Below are 16,398 nucleotides of genomic sequence, written 5' to 3' on the forward strand. Positions count from 1 at the left end.
TACGAGGCATTCATGAAACGAATTGCGTTTGTGGGTAGCGTCGGGGCAGGAAAAACAACGTTATTTAATGCGTTGCAGGGGAATTATACCCTCGCCAGAAAAACACAGGCCGTGGAATTTAATGATAAGGGCGATATTGATACGCCGGGTGAATATTTTAGCCATCCCCGCTGGTATCACGCCTTAATTACCACGCTACAGGATGTAGACATGCTGATCTATGTCCATGGCGCAAATGACCCGGAAAGTCGGTTGCCTGCCGGGTTGCTGGATATTGGCGTCAGCAAACGGCAAATCGCCGTCATCAGTAAAACGGACATGCCAGATGCTGACGTCGCCGCAACGCGAAAGTTATTGCTTGAGACGGGTTTCGAAGAGCCGATTTTCGAGCTAAACAGCCACGACCCGCAAAGCGTGCAGCAACTGGTGGATTATCTGGCATCTCTCACCAAACAGGAGGAAGCAGGTGAAAAAACTCATCACAGCGAATGATATTCGTGAAGCACACGCGCGCGGCGAACAGGCAATGTCCGTGGTTCTGCGCGCCAGCATTATTACCCCGGAAGCCCGTGAAGTGGCGGATCTACTGGGTTTTACCATCACCGAATGTGATGAATCGATCCCGGTAACGGCGTCCGTGCCCGCCAGCGTGCCAGCCGACAAAACCGAAAGCCAGCGCATCCGCGAAACCATCATTGCCCAGCTGCCGGAAGGCCAGTTTACCGAAAGCCTGGTCGCACAGCTGATGGAAAAAGTGATGAAGGAAAAACAGTCGCTGGAGCAGGGCGCAATGCAGCCGAGCTTCAAATCGGTGACCGGCAAAGGCGGCATCAAAGTGATTGATGGCAGTAGCGTCAAGTTTGGTCGTTTCGACGGCGCAGAGCCGCATTGCGTGGGCTTGACTGATCTTGTGACCGGAGACGACGGCAGCAGCATGGCCGCCGGTTTTATGCAGTGGGAGAACGCATTCTTCCCGTGGACCCTGAACTACGACGAAATCGACATGGTGCTGGAAGGGGAGCTGCATGTTCGCCACGAAGGCCAAACCATGATCGCCAAAGCAGGCGACGTGATGTTTATCCCGAAAGGCTCCAGCATCGAATTTGGTACGACATCCAGCGTGAAATTCCTGTATGTCGCCTGGCCGGCTAACTGGCAATCCCTATGAAAGATTTCATCACCGAAGCATGGCTAAGAGCGAACCATACGCTCAGCGAAGGCGCAGAGATCCATCTCCCTGCGGACAGTCGCCTGACGCCCTCTGCCCGGGAGTTGCTGGAAAGCCGCCATCTGCGCATCAAGTTTATTGACGAGCAGGGCCGCCTGTTTGTTGACGATGAACAGCAGCAGCCGCAGCCCGTTCATGGGCTGACCAGTAGCGATGAACATCCGCAGGCGTGCTGCGAACTGTGTCGCCAGCCGGTGGCAAAAAAGCCGGATACGCTGACTCACCTGTCGGCGGAAAAAATGGTCGCCAAAAGCGATCCGCGTCTGGGTTTTCGCGCGGTTCTCGACAGCACCATTGCGCTGGCAGTGTGGCTGCAAATTGAACTGGCGGAACCGTGGCAGCCGTGGCTAGCGGATATCCGTTCGCGTCTTGGCAACATTATGCGCGCCGATGCGCTGGGGGAACCGCTGGGCTGCCAGGCGATTGTCGGGCTTTCTGACGAAGATCTGCATCGGCTTTCTCATCAGCCGCTGCGCTATCTCGACCACGATCATCTGGTGCCGGAAGCCAGCCACGGGCGCGATGCGGCGTTGCTCAATCTGCTACGTACCAAAGTGCGGGAAACCGAAACCGTAGCGGCGCAGGTGTTTATCACCCGCAGCTTTGAAGTATTACGCCCGGACATTTTGCAGGCGCTGAACCGCCTTTCGAGCACGGTCTACGTGATGATGATCCTGAGCGTAACGAAGCAGCCGCTAACGGTGAAGCAGATCCAACAACGACTGGGGGAAACGCAATGATTATTGAACGTTGTCGTGAACTGGCGTTGCGAGCGCCCGCCAGAGTGGTTTTTCCGGATGCGTTAGACCAACGTGTGCTGAAAGCCGCGCAATATTTACATCAACAAGGTCTGGCAACGCCCATTCTGGTCGCCAATCCGTTTGAACTTCGTCAGTTTGCGCTCAGTCACGGCGTGGCGATGGACGGGCTACAGGTGATTGATCCGCATGGCAACCTCGCAATGCGGGAAGAATTTGCTCATCGCTGGCTGGCCCGCGCGGGCGAAAAAACGCCGCCGGATGCGCTGGAAAAACTTACCGACCCTCTGATGTTCGCCGCAGCAATGGTCAGCGCCGGTAAAGCGGATGTCTGTATCGCGGGCAACCTCTCTTCCACGGCAAATGTGCTGCGTGCCGGATTACGCATTATCGGCTTGCAGCCAGGCTGTAAAACGCTCTCTTCCATTTTCCTGATGTTGCCACAGTACAGCGGCCCGGCGTTGGGCTTTGCCGATTGCAGCGTGGTGCCACAGCCGACGGCGGCGCAGCTGGCGGATATCGCGCTTGCCAGTGCCGAAACCTGGCGCGCCATCACCGGAGAAGAGCCGCGCGTGGCGATGCTGTCGTTTTCCAGTAACGGTAGCGCCCGTCACCCCTGCGTTGCCAACGTCCAGCAGGCGACAGAAATCGTCCGTGAGCGCGCACCAAAGCTGGTGGTTGATGGCGAGTTACAGTTTGACGCCGCCTTCGTGCCGGAAGTGGCGGCGCAAAAAGCGCCTGCCAGCCCGCTACAGGGCAAGGCCAATGTGATGGTTTTTCCGTCGCTGGAAGCCGGAAATATTGGTTACAAAATCGCACAACGACTCGGCGGATATCGTGCCGTCGGGCCACTGATACAAGGACTTGCCGCGCCGATGCACGATCTCTCTCGTGGTTGTAGCGTGCAGGAAATTATCGAGCTGGCGCAGGTGGCAGCTGTGCCGCGTCAGACAAAAGTGAACCGCGAAAGCAGTTTACAAACACTGGTTGAATGAACGGTCCCGTTCTGGACCCTGATAAAGAGGAAAGCACAATGGAAGCATTAGGAATGATCGAAACCCGGGGCCTGGTTGCACTGATTGAGGCTTCTGACGCGATGGTGAAAGCTGCGCGCGTCAAGCTGGTTGGTGTTAAGCAGATTGGCGGCGGCCTGTGTACTGCCATGGTTCGTGGTGATGTTGCAGCCTGTAAAGCCGCGACCGATGCAGGTGCCGCAGCGGCACAGCGTATCGGCGAGCTGGTATCTGTACACGTTATCCCGCGTCCGCACGGCGACCTGGAAGAAGTCTTCCCGATCGGCCTGAAAGGCGATAGCAGCAACCTGTAATCACCCTGTGTGACGTCGATTCGGGCGTCACGCTCTCTCCTTTTTCATTTTACCTTCTGCGGAGGGTAGGGGGAGCTTTTACCTGAAATACGCCACGGAGGCGGGTATGAAACTGGCAGTCGTCACTGGACAAATTGTTTGTACCGTACGCCATCACGGACTGGCGCATGACAAATTGCTGATGGTGGAAATGATTGATCCACAAGGTAATCCTGACGGGCAATGCGCCGTCGCCATCGACAATATTGGCGCGGGAACCGGGGAGTGGGTGTTACTGGTGAGTGGCAGTTCCGCCCGCCAGGCGCATAAAAGCGAAACGTCACCGGTCGATCTGTGCGTGATTGGCATTGTCGATGAGGTGGTGTCTGGCGGTCAGGTAATTTTCCACAAATAAGGCAGAACATCATGAATCAACAGGATATTGAACAGGTGGTGAAAGCGGTACTGCTGAAAATGCAAAGCAGTGACACGCCGTCCGCCGCCGTTCATGAGATGGGCGTTTTCGCGTCCCTGGATGACGCCGTTGCGGCAGCCAAAGTCGCCCAGCAAGGGTTAAAAAGCGTGGCAATGCGCCAGTTAGCCATTGCTGCCATTCGTGAGGCAGGCGAAAAACACGCCAGAGATTTAGCGGAACTTGCCGTCAGTGAAACCGGCATGGGCCGCGTTGAAGATAAATTTGCCAAAAACGTCGCTCAGGCGCGCGGCACGCCAGGCGTTGAGTGTCTCTCTCCGCAGGTGCTGACCGGCGACAACGGCCTGACTTTAATTGAAAACGCGCCCTGGGGCGTGGTGGCTTCGGTAACTCCGTCCACTAACCCGGCGGCAACCGTAATTAATAACGCCATCAGCCTGATTGCCGCGGGCAACAGCGTCATTTTTGCCCCGCATCCGGCGGCGAAAAAAGTCTCCCAGCGGGCGATTACGCTGCTCAACCAGGCGATTGTTGCCGCAGGTGGGCCGGAAAACTTACTGGTTACTGTGGCAAATCCGGATATCGAAACCGCGCAACGCTTGTTCAAGTTTCCGGGTATCGGCCTGCTGGTGGTGACCGGCGGCGAAGCGGTAGTAGAAGCGGCGCGTAAACACACCAATAAACGTCTGATTGCCGCAGGCGCTGGCAACCCGCCGGTAGTGGTGGATGAAACCGCCGACCTCGCCCGTGCCGCTCAGTCCATCGTCAAAGGCGCTTCTTTCGATAACAACATCATTTGTGCCGACGAAAAGGTACTGATTGTTGTTGATAGCGTAGCCGATGAACTGATGCGTCTGATGGAAGGCCAGCACGCGGTGAAACTGACCGCAGAACAGGCGCAGCAGCTGCAACCGGTGTTGCTGAAAAATATCGACGAGCGCGGAAAAGGCACCGTCAGCCGTGACTGGGTTGGTCGCGATGCGGCGAAAATCGCGGCGGCAATCGGCCTGAACGTGCCGCAAGAAACGCGTTTGCTGTTTGTGGAAACCACTGCAGAACATCCGTTTGCCGTGACCGAACTGATGATGCCGGTGCTGCCCGTCGTGCGCGTCGCCAACGTGGCGGATGCCATTGCGCTGGCGGTGAAACTGGAAGGCGGTTGCCACCACACGGCGGCAATGCACTCGCGCAACATCGAAAACATGAACCAGATGGCGAATGCTATTGATACCAGCATTTTCGTTAAGAACGGACCGTGCATTGCCGGGCTGGGGCTGGGCGGGGAAGGCTGGACCACCATGACCATCACCACGCCAACCGGTGAAGGGGTAACCAGCGCGCGGACGTTTGTCCGTCTGCGTCGCTGTGTATTAGTCGATGCGTTTCGCATTGTTTAAGGAGTAACCGATGGCGCACGACGAACAATGGCTCACCCCACGTCTGCAAACGGCGGCAACGCTGTGTAACCAGACGCCTGCCGCGACGGAATCTCCGCTGTGGCTGGGGGTGGATCTGGGCACCTGCGATGTGGTGTCGATGGTTGTCGACCGCGACGGTCAGCCGGTGGCGGTATGCCTCGACTGGGCCGATGTGGTCCGCGACGGCATCGTCTGGGATTTCTTCGGCGCTGTCACCATTGTTCGTCGCCATCTCGACACGCTCGAGCAGCAATTCGGTCGCCGTTTTAGCCATGCGGCGACTTCATTTCCTCCAGGTACGGACCCGCGTATTTCCATCAACGTGCTGGAATCTGCCGGGCTGGAAGTGAGCCATGTGCTGGATGAGCCAACCGCAGTCGCGGATCTGCTGCAACTGGACAACGCCGGTGTAGTGGATATCGGCGGCGGCACTACCGGCATTGCCATCGTGAAAAAGGGCAAAGTGACGTACTCGGCGGATGAAGCCACCGGCGGACATCACATCTCTCTGACTCTCGCCGGAAATCGCCGTATTTCGCTGGAAGAGGCGGAGCAGTACAAGCGCGGTCACGGTGAAGAGATTTGGCCTGCGGTGAAACCGGTGTACGAAAAAATGGCGGACATTGTCGCCCGGCATATTGAAGGGCAGGGCATTACTGATTTATGGCTGGCGGGCGGCTCCTGTATGCAACCGGGCGTGGCGGAACTGTTTCGCAAACAATTCCCGGCGTTACAAGTGCATTTACCGCAGCACAGTTTGTTTATGACCCCGCTGGCGATCGCCAGTAGTGGGCGAGAGAAAGCGGAGGGGCTATATGCAAAATGAATTGCAGACCGCGCTCTTTCAGGCGTTCGATACCCTGAATCTGCAACGGGTAAAAACATTTAGCGTTCCACCGGTGACGCTTTGCGGTCCGGGCTCGGTGAGCAGTTGCGGACAGCAAGCGCAAACGCGTGGGCTGAAACATCTGTTCGTGATGGCAGACAGCTTTTTGCATCAGGCAGGGATGACCGCCGGGCTGACGCGCAGCCTGGCTGTTAAAGGCATCGCCATGACGCTCTGGCCATGTCCGGTGGGCGAACCGTGCATCACCGACGTGTGTGCAGCCGTGGCGCAGTTGCGTGAGTCAGGCTGTGATGGGGTGATCGCATTTGGCGGCGGCTCGGTGCTGGATGCGGCGAAAGCCGTGGCGTTGCTGGTGACGAACCCGGATAGCACGCTGGCGGAAATGTCAGAAACCAGCGTTCTGCAACCGCGCCTGCCGTTGATTGCCATTCCAACTACCGCCGGAACCGGCTCTGAAACCACCAACGTAACGGTGATTATCGACACGGTGAGCGGGCGCAAGCAGGTGTTAGCCCATGCCTCGCTGATGCCGGATGTGGCGATCCTCGACGCCGCGCTGACCGAAGGTGTGCCGTCGCATGTCACGGCGATGACTGGCATTGATGCGTTAACCCATGCCATTGAAGCGTACAGCGCGCTGAACGCCACACCGTTTACCGACAGTCTGGCGATTGGTGCCATTGCGATGATTGGCAAATCGCTGCCGAAAGCGGTGGGCTACGGTCATGACCTTGCCGCGCGCGAGAGCATGTTACTGGCTTCATGTATGGCGGGAATGGCGTTTTCCAGTGCGGGGCTTGGGTTGTGCCACGCGATGGCGCATCAGCCAGGGGCGGCGCTGCATATTCCACACGGTCTGGCGAACGCCATGTTGCTGCCAACGGTGATGGAATTTAACCGGATGGTTTGTCGCGAACGGTTTAGTCAGATTGGTCGGGCACTGCGAACTAAAAAATCCGACGATCGTGACGCTATTAACGCGGTAAGTGAGCTGATTGCGGAAGTTGGGATTGGTAAACGACTGGGCGATGTTGGCGCGACATCTGCGCATTACGGTGCATGGGCGCAGGCCGCGCAGGAAGATATTTGTCTGCGCAGCAACCCGCGTACCGCCAGCCTGGAGCAGATTGTCGGCCTGTACGCAGCGGCGCAATAAATGCCGGATGCGACGCTTGCCGCGTCTGATCCGGCCTTCGGGATTGCACATGTAGGGCGGATAAGGCGTTTACGCCGCATCCGCCAATAAATAACAACTAACAGGGAGTAAAGGCGATGGGAATTAACGAAATCATCATGTACATCATGATGTTCTTTATGCTGATAGCTGCCGTAGACAGGATCCTGTCGCAGTTCGGCGGTTCTGCTCGTTTCCTCGGTAAGTTCGGTAAAAGTATCGAAGGATCAGGCGGTCAGTTCGAAGAAGGCTTTATGGCAATGGGCGCTCTGGGTCTGGCGATGGTCGGTATGACCGCGCTGGCACCGGTACTGGCTCACGTACTCGGGCCGGTAATTATCCCGGTTTACGAAATGCTCGGCGCAAACCCGTCAATGTTCGCCGGAACGCTGCTGGCGTGCGATATGGGCGGTTTCTTCCTCGCCAAAGAGCTGGCGGGCGGCGACGTAGCAGCGTGGCTATACTCTGGGTTAATTCTTGGGTCGATGATGGGGCCAACGATTGTGTTTTCCATTCCGGTGGCGCTCGGCATTATCGAACCTTCTGACCGTCGTTATCTGGCGCTCGGCGTGCTGGCGGGCATTGTGACCATTCCGATTGGCTGTATTGCTGGTGGTCTGGTTGCTATGTACTCCGGTGTGCAGATCAACGGTCAGCCGGTGGAATTCACTTTCGCCCTGATCCTGATGAACATGATCCCGGTGATCATTGTCGCGATTCTGGTGGCGCTGGGGCTGAAATTCATCCCGGAAAAAATGATCAACGGCTTCCAGATCTTCGCCAAATTCCTCGTTGCATTGATCACCCTCGGTCTTGCCGCTGCGGTAGTGAAATTCCTGCTTGGCTGGGAACTGATCCCCGGTCTGGATCCTATCTTTATGGCCCCTGGCGATAAACCCGGTGAAGTGATGCGCGCCATTGAAGTTATCGGTTCTATCTCCTGCGTGCTGTTAGGGGCGTATCCAATGGTGCTGCTGCTGACTCGCTGGTTTGAAAAACCGCTGATGAGCGTCGGTAAAGTACTGAATATGAACAACATCGCGGCAGCCGGCATGGTGGCAACGCTTGCCAACAACATCCCGATGTTCGGCATGATGAAGCAGATGGATACCCGCGGCAAAGTCATCAACTGCGCCTTCGCCGTTTCCGCTGCTTTCGCCCTGGGCGACCACTTAGGCTTCGCCGCTGCCAACATGAACGCCATGATCTTCCCGATGATTGTCGGCAAGTTGATCGGCGGCGTAACGGCGATTGGCGTGGCGATGATGCTGGTGCCAAAAGAAGACGCGACCGCGACTAAAACCGAAGCGGAGGCACAATCGTGAACACTCGCCAGCTATTGAGCGTCGGTATCGATATCGGCACCACCACCACCCAGGTGATTTTCTCCCACCTGGAGCTGGTTAACCGTGCGGCGGTGTCGCAGGTGCCGCGCTACGAATTCATTAAACGCGAAATTAGCTGGCAAAGTCCGGTGTTCTTTACCCCTGTCGATAAACAGGGCGGTTTAAAAGAAGCGGAACTGAAAACCTTAATACTCGAGCAATATCAGGCTGCGGGTATTGCGCCGGAAAGCGTTGATTCTGGTGCCATCATCATCACCGGTGAAAGCGCGAAAACCCGCAATGCTCGCCCGGCGGTGATGGCGCTCTCTCAATCGCTGGGGGATTTTGTCGTTGCCAGCGCCGGGCCGCACCTCGAATCCGTGATCGCCGGTCACGGAGCTGGGGCGCAAACCCTTTCTGAACAACGGCTGTGTCGGGTACTGAATATCGACATCGGCGGTGGCACCGCGAACTACGCCCTGTTCGATGCCGGAAAAATCAGCGGCACTGCCTGTCTCAACGTCGGTGGTCGCCTGCTGGAAACCGACAGCCAGGGGCGCGTGGTTTACGCTCATAAACCGGGGCAGATGATTGTGGATGAGTGCTTCGGTGCAGGCACTGACGCCCGTTCGCTGACCGGCGCGCAGCTGGTGCAGGTTACCCGGCGGATGGCGGCGCTGATTGTCGAAGTGATTGACGGAACGCTTTCGCCGCTCGCGCAGGCATTGATGCAAACCGGTTTGCTGCCCGCAGGTGTTACGCCCGAAATCATTACGCTTTCTGGAGGCGTGGGCGAATGTTATCGCCACCAGCCCGCCGACCCGTTCTGTTTTGCCGATATTGGCCCACTTCTGGCAACGGCGCTGCATGACCATCCGCGCCTGCGTGAGATGAATGTGCAGTTTCCGGCGCAAACCGTACGCGCCACGGTGATTGGCGCGGGTGCACATACCCTTTCGCTCTCTGGCAGCACAATCTGGCTGGAGGGCGTACAACTGCCGCTGCGCAATTTGCCGGTGGCGATCCCGATTGATGAAACGGATCTGGTGAGTGCCTGGCAACAGGCGCTGCTTCAGCTGGATCTTGATCCCAAAACTGACGCGTACGTGCTGGCGCTTCCCGCTTCGCTGCCTGTGCGTTACGCCGCGGTACTGACGGTCATCAACGCGCTGGTCGATTTCGTCGCGCGTTTTCCGAATCCGCATCCCCTGCTGGTGGTGGCCGGGCAGGACTTTGGTAAAGCTCTGGGCATGTTGTTGCGCCCACAGCTACAACAACTCCCGTTGGCAGTCATTGACGAAGTGATTGTCCGCGCGGGGGACTATATCGACATTGGTACGCCTCTTTTTGGCGGATCGGTTGTGCCGGTGACGGTGAAATCACTCGCATTTCCTTCCTGAGGGAACGACTTATGAAACTAAAGACCACATTGTTCGGCAATGTATATCAGTTTAAGGATGTAAAAGAGGTGCTGGCTAAAGCCAACGAACTGCGTTCGGGGGATGTGCTGGCGGGCGTTGCAGCGGCAAGCTCACAGGAGCGCGTGGCGGCAAAGCAGGTGTTGTCGGAAATGACCGTAGCGGACATCCGCAATAATCCGGTGATTGCCTATGAAGATGACTGCGTGACGCGGCTGATTCAGGACGATGTTAACGAAACGGCCTACAACCAGATTAAAAACTGGAGCATCAGCGAACTGCGTGAGTATGTGCTGAGCGATGAAACCAGCGTGGACGACATTGCCTTTACCCGCAAAGGGCTGACCTCGGAAGTGGTCGCGGCGGTAGCGAAGATTTGCTCCAACGCGGACCTGATCTACGGCGCGAAGAAAATGCCGGTAATCAAAAAGGCCAATACCACCATTGGTATTCCGGGCACCTTCAGCGCCCGTTTGCAGCCAAATGACACCCGTGACGACGTGCAAAGTATCGCCGCGCAAATCTACGAAGGGCTTTCCTTCGGGGTGGGCGATGCGGTGATCGGCGTTAACCCGGTGACTGACGACGTGGAAAACTTAAGCCGCGTGTTGGACACCATTTACGGCGTGATCGACAAATTCAACATCCCAACTCAGGGCTGCGTACTGGCGCACGTCACCACCCAGATCGAAGCGATTCGTCGCGGCGCGCCTGGCGGACTGATTTTCCAGAGTATCTGTGGCAGCGAAAAAGGGCTGAAAGAGTTTGGCGTGGAACTGGCGATGCTCGACGAAGCGCGCGCAGTGGGTGCAGAGTTCAACCGTATCGCCGGGGAAAACTGCCTCTACTTCGAAACCGGACAAGGCTCTGCGCTATCCGCTGGCGCTAACTTCGGCGCTGACCAGGTGACGATGGAAGCACGTAACTATGGGCTGGCGCGTCATTACGATCCGTTTATCGTCAACACCGTGGTCGGCTTTATTGGGCCGGAGTATCTCTACAACGACCGCCAGATTATCCGTGCTGGCTTAGAAGATCACTTTATGGGCAAGCTGAGCGGCATCTCTATGGGCTGTGACTGCTGCTACACCAACCACGCTGACGCTGACCAGAACCTCAACGAAAACCTGATGATCCTGCTCGCCACCGCAGGCTGCAACTACATCATGGGGATGCCGCTGGGTGATGACATCATGCTCAACTACCAGACCACCGCATTCCACGATACCGCCACTGTGCGTCAGTTACTCAACCTGCGCCCGTCACCAGAGTTTGAACGCTGGCTGGAAAGCATGGGCATTATGGCAAACGGTCGCCTGACCAAACGGGCGGGCGATCCGTCACTGTTCTTCTGATGACGCGGAGATAACACATCATGGATCAAAAACAGATTGAAGAAATTGTACGCAGCGTGATGGCGTCAATGGGACAAACGGCCCCCGCGCCGTCAGAAGCAAAGTGCGCCACCACCAACTGTGCGGCACCGGTGACCTCGGAAAGCTGTGCGCTGGATTTAGGTTCCGCTGAAGCAAAAGCGTGGATTGGTGTTGAAAACCCGCATCGCGCAGACGTATTAACAGAACTGCGCCGCAGCACCGTGGCCCGCGTTTGTACCGGTCGTGCCGGTCCGCGTCTACGTACCCAGGCGCTGCTGCGTTTCCTGGCCGATCACTCTCGTTCGAAAGATACCGTACTGAAAGAAGTGCCGGAAGAGTGGGTGAAAGCGCAGGGCTTGCTGGAAGTACGCTCTGAAATTAGCGACAAAAATCTCTACCTGACTCGCCCGGATATGGGCCGCCGCCTGTGTGCAGAAGCTGTTGAAGCGCTGAAAGCACAGTGTGTTGCTAATCCGGACGTACAGGTCGTTATTTCTGATGGCCTGTCAACTGATGCCATCACCGTGAACTACGAAGAGATCCTGCCGCCGCTGATGGCGGGCCTGAAACAGGCCGGGCTGAAAGTCGGCACGCCATTCTTTGTTCGTTATGGTCGCGTGAAGATTGAAGATCAGATCGGTGAGATCCTCGGCGCGAAAGTGGTGATCCTGCTGGTGGGGGAACGTCCGGGGTTAGGGCAGTCAGAAAGCCTCTCCTGCTACGCCGTTTACTCGCCGCGTATGGCGACCACCGTTGAGGCCGATCGCACCTGTATCTCTAACATTCACCAGGGCGGCACGCCGCCGGTTGAAGCCGCAGCCGTCATTGTGGATTTGGCGAAACGTATGCTGGAGCAGAAAGCATCCGGCATCAACATGACCCGATAAGGAGGCATCATGCCAGCTTTAGATTTGATTCGACCGTCGGTAACCGCCATGCGGGTGATTGCCTCCGTTAACGCTGAATTTGCGCGTGAACTAAAATTGCCGCCGCATATTCGTAGCCTCGGGCTGATTTCTGCTGATTCCGATGACGTCACCTACATTGCCGCTGATGAAGCGACCAAGCAGGCGATGGTGGAAGTGGTATATGGTCGCTCGCTGTATGCGGGCGCTGCACACGGCCCGTCACCGACTGCCGGTGAAGTGCTGATTATGCTTGGTGGGCCAAACCCGGCGGAAGTGCGTGCCGGTCTGGATGCGATGGTTGCACATATTGAAAATGGTGCAGCATTCCAGTGGGCCAATGACGCAGAAAACACCGCCTTCCTGGCGCATGTGGTTTCGCGTACCGGTTCTTATCTCTCATCAACCGCCGGGATCACGCTTGGCGATCCGATGGCATATCTGGTGGCACCGCCGCTGGAAGCGACCTATGGCATTGATGCAGCGTTGAAATCTGCCGACGTACAGCTGGTGACCTATGTCCCGCCACCGTCTGAAACCAACTACTCGGCAGCATTTTTAACCGGTAGCCAGGCCGCGTGTAAAGCAGCCTGTAACGCCTTTACCGATGCAGTGCTGGAAATCGCGCGTAATCCAATCCAGCGTGCGTAACGGAGGTTGCCGATGATCAATGCACTGGGATTGCTGGAAGTGGACGGCATGGTCGCCGCGATAGATGCAGCGGATGCCATGCTCAAAGCAGCTAACGTTCGTCTGCTCAGTCACGAAGTGCTTGACCCTGGTCGCTTAACGCTGGTGGTGGAAGGCGATCTGGCGGCGTGTCGTGCGGCGCTGGACGCAGGTTGTGCTGCCGCGATGCGTACCGGGCGTGTCATCAGCCGCAAGGAGATCGGTCGGCCAGACGATGACACCCAGTGGCTGGTTACTGGCTTTAACCGCCAGCCGAAGCAACCCGTAAGGGAACCCGACGCGCCAGTTATCGTCGCGGAATCTGCTGACGAGTTGTTGGCGCTGTTAACATCAGTACGTCAGGGAATGACGGCAGGAGAAGTGGCTGCCCACTTTGGCTGGCCGCTGGAAAAAGCCAGAAATGCGCTCGAACAGCTCTTTTCTGCCGGGACGTTACGTAAACGCAGTAGTCGTTATCGTCTCAAGCCCCATTAACCTGTCGGAGGTGCCGGGTGTCCTACAACACCCGGCATTAACATCATGAAAAAGACCCGTACAGCCAATTTGCACCATCTTTATCATGAACCCTTACCCGAAAACCTGAAGCTCACGCCGAAGGTCGAAGTGGATAATGTTCATCAACGACAGACAACGGATGTCTATGAACATGCTTTAACGATTACCGCCTGGCAGCAGATTTACGATCAGCTGCATCCGGGCAAGTTTCATGGTGAATTTACGGAAATTCTACTCGATGATATTCAGGTTTTTCGTGAATACACCGGTCTGGCGCTGCGTCAGTCGTGCCTGGTCTGGCCGAACTCGTTCTGGTTTGGCATTCCGGCGACGCGCGGTGAGCAGGGATTTATCGGTTCGCAATGTCTGGGAAGCGCGGAAATCGCCACCCGCCCTGGTGGCACTGAATTTGAACTGAGCACGCCGGATGATTACACGATCCTGGGCGTGGTGCTTTCTGAAGATGTCATCACCCGGCAGGCTAACTTTTTGCATAACCCGGATCGGGTATTACATATGCTGCGTAGCCAGTCGGCGCTGGAAGTGAAAGAGCAGCATAAAGCCGCGCTGTGGGGCTTTGTCCAACAGGCGCTGGCGACGTTTTGCGAGAACCCGGAAAATCTCCATCAGCCTGCAGTGCGAAAAGTGCTGGGGGATAATTTGCTAATGGCGATGGGGGCGATGCTGGAAGACGCGCAACCAATGGTGACGGCGGAAAGCATCAGTCATCAGAGTTACCGTAGATTACTTTCCCGCGCCCGTGAATATGTGCTGGAAAATATGTCTGAGCCGGTGACGGTGCTGGACTTGTGTAATCAACTGCATGTCAGTCGCCGCACGCTACAAAACGCGTTTCACGCTATTTTAGGCATTGGCCCAAACGCGTGGCTGAAACGCATTCGCCTGAACGCCGTACGCCGCGAACTGATAAGCCCGTGGTCGCAAAGCACAACGGTAAAAGACGCCGCCATGCAGTGGGGATTCTGGCATCTGGGGCAATTTGCCACGGATTACCAGCAGCTGTTTGCCGAGAAGCCGTCGTTGACGTTGCATCAGCGGATGCGGGAATGGGGGTGAGGGAGTTACACCCAATCCCTGACCTTAATAAACTCACTTAACGCCGCTTCTGGGCTGCCATCTTTTGGCTGATAATCATACTCCCAGCGTACCAGTGGCGGCATTGACATCAGGATCGACTCGGTGCGCCCGCCAGTTTGCAGGCCAAACAGAGTGCCGCGATCCCAGACCAGATTGAACTCGACATAACGACCGCGACGGTAGAGCTGAAAATTGCGCTCGCGCTCGCCGTAGGCCATCGCTTTACGTCGCTCTACAATTGGTAAATAAGCGTCGGTGTAGCCTTTGCCTACCGCCTGCATAAAGGCAAAACAGTGGTCGAAATCTGGCGTGTTCAGATCATCAAAGAACAGCCCGCCAATACCGCGCTGTTCGTTGCGATGTTTGAGGTAGAAGTAATCGTCGCACCACTTTTTGTAACGGGGATAAACGTCTTCACCAAATGGCAGGCACAGGTCACGGGCGGTGCGGTGCCAGTGAATGGCGTCTTCTTCAAAACCATAGAAAGGGGTTAAATCGAAGCCGCCGCCAAACCACCAGACGGGCTCTGCACCCGGTTTTTCGGCAATAAAAAAACGCACATTCGCGTGGCTGGTGGGAACATACGGGTTATGCGGATGCACTACCAGTGAAACGCCCATCGCCTCGAAACTGCGCCCGGCAAGCTCCGGGCGATGAGCGGTGGCGGAAGCAGGCATCGCCTCGCCGTGGACGTGAGAAAAGTTGACGCCTGCCTGTTCGAAAACACCACCATTACGCAACACCCGACTACGCCCGCCGCCGCCAGCTTCGCGCTGCCAACTATCTTCGACAAATTCTGCGCCATCGACGGCGGTCAGCTGCTGACAAATCGTATCCTGAAGGTTGAGCAGAAACTGTTTAACCTGGTGTGCGTCGGGTTTCATAACTTATCGCTTTTTCGAATGTGCTTTCTGGTTGTCGAACCAGTGGAAATAACTGATCACGCCTTCAGCAATCGCTGTGGCGATTTTCTGACGAAACGCCGCCGTGCCTAACAGCCGCTCTTCTTCCGGGTTGGTGATAAACGAGGTTTCCACCAGCACCGAAGGAACCGACGGCGATTTCAACACCACAAATGCCGCTTGTTCGGTGTTGCGGCTGTGCAGTTTATGCACCGGCTTAATCTTCTTCAGAATATGCGAGCCGAGCGTCAGACTATTTTTAATGGTATCTGTTTGCACCAGATCAAACAGCACTTGTTGCAATAGGTGATCCTTGTCAGTCGCCTTTTTACCGGCAACTTCATCGGCGCGGTTTTCGCGTTCAGACAGGTATTTCGCCATTGCGCTACTTGCCCCACGGTTAGAGAGGGCAAATACCGAAGCACCGGCAGCTTTCGGGTTGGTAAAGCCATCGGCATGAATTGACATAAACAGATCTGCGCCATGTTTATGGGCGATTTCAACGCGATCGTAAAGTGGGATAAACGTATCGCCAGAACGCGTTAAACGCGCATCAATCCCATGATTACGCAAAATGGAACGGACGTTTTTAGCAATCGCCAGCACCACATGTTTTTCTTTCGAACCGTTGCGTCCGATCGCTCCGGTATCAATTCCGCCGTGACCTGGATCGAGAACAACGACACGTTTGCCGCCAGATTTTTTGGCTTTCGGCTTGCTGTGTCCGTTGCTGGTTTTTAAAAGTTCGTCTTTGGCGATGGCTTGCGACATTCCTGACAACGTCAGGGCAGCCAAACCGGCTTTCAGCACCTGGCGGCGCGAAGTGAGTGTTTTTAGTGGTTTAAAAGTGCTCATACGGCCTGAGTTGTAATAATAAAGTTCCAGATGTTATATCGTATCGCGTAATCCGTTACGACGGTTTGATGTTGAGAATTGTTTTACTTTTCATTTCAATAGTTGACAACTCCCCATTATGCCACTTTTTCAACCGATTTTCGTCAGATATTGGCTAATTCGACCGTTCA

General features: G+C 56.1%; 18 protein-coding genes. 16 read left to right on the forward strand and 2 right to left on the reverse strand.

Annotated features, from left to right (window positions below; all coding sequences use genetic code 11):
• Positions 1-12: 12 nt before the first annotated feature.
• From eutP to eutR, 16 genes are all read left to right on the forward strand, one after another.
• The gene (gene eutP / locus ACJHXA_RS14420; RefSeq protein ID WP_000820764.1) at positions 13-492 is read left to right on the forward strand and encodes an ethanolamine utilization acetate kinase EutP; all 480 of its coding nucleotides are present in this window, start codon (positions 13-15) and stop codon (positions 490-492) included.
• Positions 467-1,168 carry an ethanolamine utilization acetate kinase EutQ gene (eutQ, locus tag ACJHXA_RS14425; protein ID WP_000733906.1) on the forward strand — a complete coding sequence of 234 codons (702 nt, stop codon included), beginning with the start codon at positions 467-469 and terminating at the stop codon, positions 1,166-1,168. Before eutP ends, eutQ begins: the two co-directional genes overlap by 26 nt.
• The gene (gene eutT / locus ACJHXA_RS14430; RefSeq protein ID WP_000651298.1) at positions 1,165-1,968 is read left to right on the forward strand and encodes an ethanolamine utilization cob(I)yrinic acid a,c-diamide adenosyltransferase EutT; all 804 of its coding nucleotides are present in this window, start codon (positions 1,165-1,167) and stop codon (positions 1,966-1,968) included. Before eutQ ends, eutT begins: the two co-directional genes overlap by 4 nt.
• The gene (gene pta, locus ACJHXA_RS14435; protein ID WP_103262108.1) at positions 1,965-2,981 is read left to right on the forward strand and encodes a phosphate acetyltransferase; all 1,017 of its coding nucleotides are present in this window, start codon (positions 1,965-1,967) and stop codon (positions 2,979-2,981) included. The genes eutT and pta overlap by 4 nt, the downstream gene beginning before the upstream one ends.
• Before the next feature lie 38 nt (positions 2,982-3,019).
• Positions 3,020-3,313, forward strand: coding sequence for an ethanolamine utilization microcompartment protein EutM (gene eutM, locus ACJHXA_RS14440; protein ID WP_000387713.1), 294 nt, complete (start codon positions 3,020-3,022; stop codon positions 3,311-3,313).
• A gap of 106 nt (positions 3,314-3,419) precedes the next feature.
• Entirely contained in the window at positions 3,420-3,707 is a 288-nt protein-coding gene (gene eutN, locus ACJHXA_RS14445; RefSeq protein WP_000762196.1) for an ethanolamine utilization microcompartment protein EutN, read from the forward strand.
• An 11-nt stretch (positions 3,708-3,718) separates the two neighbouring features.
• Entirely contained in the window at positions 3,719-5,122 is a 1,404-nt protein-coding gene (locus tag ACJHXA_RS14450) for an aldehyde dehydrogenase family protein (RefSeq protein WP_001075711.1), read from the forward strand.
• A gap of 10 nt (positions 5,123-5,132) precedes the next feature.
• Positions 5,133-5,969: an ethanolamine utilization protein EutJ gene (eutJ, locus tag ACJHXA_RS14455; protein ID WP_000929729.1), complete on the forward strand. Its 837-nt coding sequence runs from the start codon at positions 5,133-5,135 to the stop codon at positions 5,967-5,969.
• On the forward strand, positions 5,959-7,146 hold the full coding sequence (gene eutG, locus ACJHXA_RS14460) for an ethanolamine utilization ethanol dehydrogenase EutG (RefSeq protein WP_001315777.1): 1,188 nt from the start codon (positions 5,959-5,961) through the stop codon (positions 7,144-7,146). The genes eutJ and eutG overlap by 11 nt, the downstream gene beginning before the upstream one ends.
• A gap of 116 nt (positions 7,147-7,262) precedes the next feature.
• Positions 7,263-8,489, forward strand: coding sequence for an ethanolamine utilization protein EutH (gene eutH, locus ACJHXA_RS14465; RefSeq protein WP_000512372.1), 1,227 nt, complete (start codon positions 7,263-7,265; stop codon positions 8,487-8,489).
• Entirely contained in the window at positions 8,486-9,889 is a 1,404-nt protein-coding gene (gene eutA, locus ACJHXA_RS14470; protein WP_001097478.1) for an ethanolamine ammonia-lyase reactivating factor EutA, read from the forward strand. Before eutH ends, eutA begins: the two co-directional genes overlap by 4 nt.
• An 11-nt stretch (positions 9,890-9,900) precedes the next feature.
• Positions 9,901-11,262, forward strand: a complete 1,362-nt coding sequence (eutB, locus tag ACJHXA_RS14475; RefSeq protein ID WP_000769961.1) for an ethanolamine ammonia-lyase subunit alpha — start codon at positions 9,901-9,903, stop codon at positions 11,260-11,262.
• A gap of 20 nt (positions 11,263-11,282) precedes the next feature.
• Positions 11,283-12,170, forward strand: coding sequence for an ethanolamine ammonia-lyase subunit beta (eutC, locus tag ACJHXA_RS14480; RefSeq protein ID WP_000372362.1), 888 nt, complete (start codon positions 11,283-11,285; stop codon positions 12,168-12,170).
• 9 nt (positions 12,171-12,179) lie between these two features.
• The gene (gene eutL / locus ACJHXA_RS14485) at positions 12,180-12,839 is read left to right on the forward strand and encodes an ethanolamine utilization microcompartment protein EutL (protein ID WP_001111038.1); all 660 of its coding nucleotides are present in this window, start codon (positions 12,180-12,182) and stop codon (positions 12,837-12,839) included.
• Positions 12,840-12,851: 12 nt separating this feature from the next.
• Entirely contained in the window at positions 12,852-13,352 is a 501-nt protein-coding gene (gene eutK / locus ACJHXA_RS14490) for an ethanolamine utilization microcompartment protein EutK (protein ID WP_000606257.1), read from the forward strand.
• 45 nt (positions 13,353-13,397) lie between these two features.
• Positions 13,398-14,450, forward strand: coding sequence for an HTH-type transcriptional regulator EutR (gene eutR / locus ACJHXA_RS14495; RefSeq protein WP_000753700.1), 1,053 nt, complete (start codon positions 13,398-13,400; stop codon positions 14,448-14,450).
• 5 nt (positions 14,451-14,455) lie between these two features.
• On the opposite strand, the gene hemF is transcribed toward eutR, so the two are convergent.
• Together hemF and amiA are read right to left on the reverse strand one after the other, a co-directional pair.
• Positions 14,456-15,355 carry an oxygen-dependent coproporphyrinogen oxidase gene (gene hemF, locus ACJHXA_RS14500; protein ID WP_000801367.1) on the reverse strand — a complete coding sequence of 300 codons (900 nt, stop codon included), beginning with the start codon at positions 15,353-15,355 and terminating at the stop codon, positions 14,456-14,458.
• A gap of 3 nt (positions 15,356-15,358) precedes the next feature.
• Positions 15,359-16,228 (reverse strand): N-acetylmuramoyl-L-alanine amidase AmiA, encoded by an 870-nt coding sequence (gene amiA, locus ACJHXA_RS14505; protein ID WP_000102886.1) that lies wholly within the window; start codon positions 16,226-16,228, stop codon positions 15,359-15,361.
• Between the last annotated feature and the right edge of the window lie 170 nt (positions 16,229-16,398).

It is taken from the genome of Escherichia sp. WS33 (genome assembly GCF_046486385.1).
Lineage (GTDB): Bacteria > Pseudomonadota > Gammaproteobacteria > Enterobacterales > Enterobacteriaceae > ECMA0423.

What these genes read in the sequence shown, in the direction of transcription:
- pta (WP_103262108.1), top strand. Translation starts at nt 1,965, where the DNA reads ATGATTATTGAACGTTGTCGTGAACTGGCGTTGCGAGCGCCCGCCAGA.
- eutT (WP_000651298.1), top strand. Translation starts at nt 1,165, where the DNA reads ATGAAAGATTTCATCACCGAAGCATGGCTAAGAGCGAACCATACGCTC.
- hemF (WP_000801367.1), bottom strand. Translation starts at nt 15,355, where the DNA reads ATGAAACCCGACGCACACCAGGTTAAACAGTTTCTGCTCAACCTTCAG.
- eutG (WP_001315777.1), top strand. Translation starts at nt 5,959, where the DNA reads ATGCAAAATGAATTGCAGACCGCGCTCTTTCAGGCGTTCGATACCCTG.
- eutB (WP_000769961.1), top strand. Translation starts at nt 9,901, where the DNA reads ATGAAACTAAAGACCACATTGTTCGGCAATGTATATCAGTTTAAGGAT.
- eutN (WP_000762196.1), top strand. Translation starts at nt 3,420, where the DNA reads ATGAAACTGGCAGTCGTCACTGGACAAATTGTTTGTACCGTACGCCAT.
- eutC (WP_000372362.1), top strand. Translation starts at nt 11,283, where the DNA reads ATGGATCAAAAACAGATTGAAGAAATTGTACGCAGCGTGATGGCGTCA.
- eutJ (WP_000929729.1), top strand. Translation starts at nt 5,133, where the DNA reads ATGGCGCACGACGAACAATGGCTCACCCCACGTCTGCAAACGGCGGCA.
- amiA (WP_000102886.1), bottom strand. Translation starts at nt 16,228, where the DNA reads ATGAGCACTTTTAAACCACTAAAAACACTCACTTCGCGCCGCCAGGTG.
- eutP (WP_000820764.1), top strand. Translation starts at nt 13, where the DNA reads ATGAAACGAATTGCGTTTGTGGGTAGCGTCGGGGCAGGAAAAACAACG.
- eutM (WP_000387713.1), top strand. Translation starts at nt 3,020, where the DNA reads ATGGAAGCATTAGGAATGATCGAAACCCGGGGCCTGGTTGCACTGATT.
- ACJHXA_RS14450 (WP_001075711.1), top strand. Translation starts at nt 3,719, where the DNA reads ATGAATCAACAGGATATTGAACAGGTGGTGAAAGCGGTACTGCTGAAA.
- eutR (WP_000753700.1), top strand. Translation starts at nt 13,398, where the DNA reads ATGAAAAAGACCCGTACAGCCAATTTGCACCATCTTTATCATGAACCC.
- eutH (WP_000512372.1), top strand. Translation starts at nt 7,263, where the DNA reads ATGGGAATTAACGAAATCATCATGTACATCATGATGTTCTTTATGCTG.
- eutL (WP_001111038.1), top strand. Translation starts at nt 12,180, where the DNA reads ATGCCAGCTTTAGATTTGATTCGACCGTCGGTAACCGCCATGCGGGTG.
- eutK (WP_000606257.1), top strand. Translation starts at nt 12,852, where the DNA reads ATGATCAATGCACTGGGATTGCTGGAAGTGGACGGCATGGTCGCCGCG.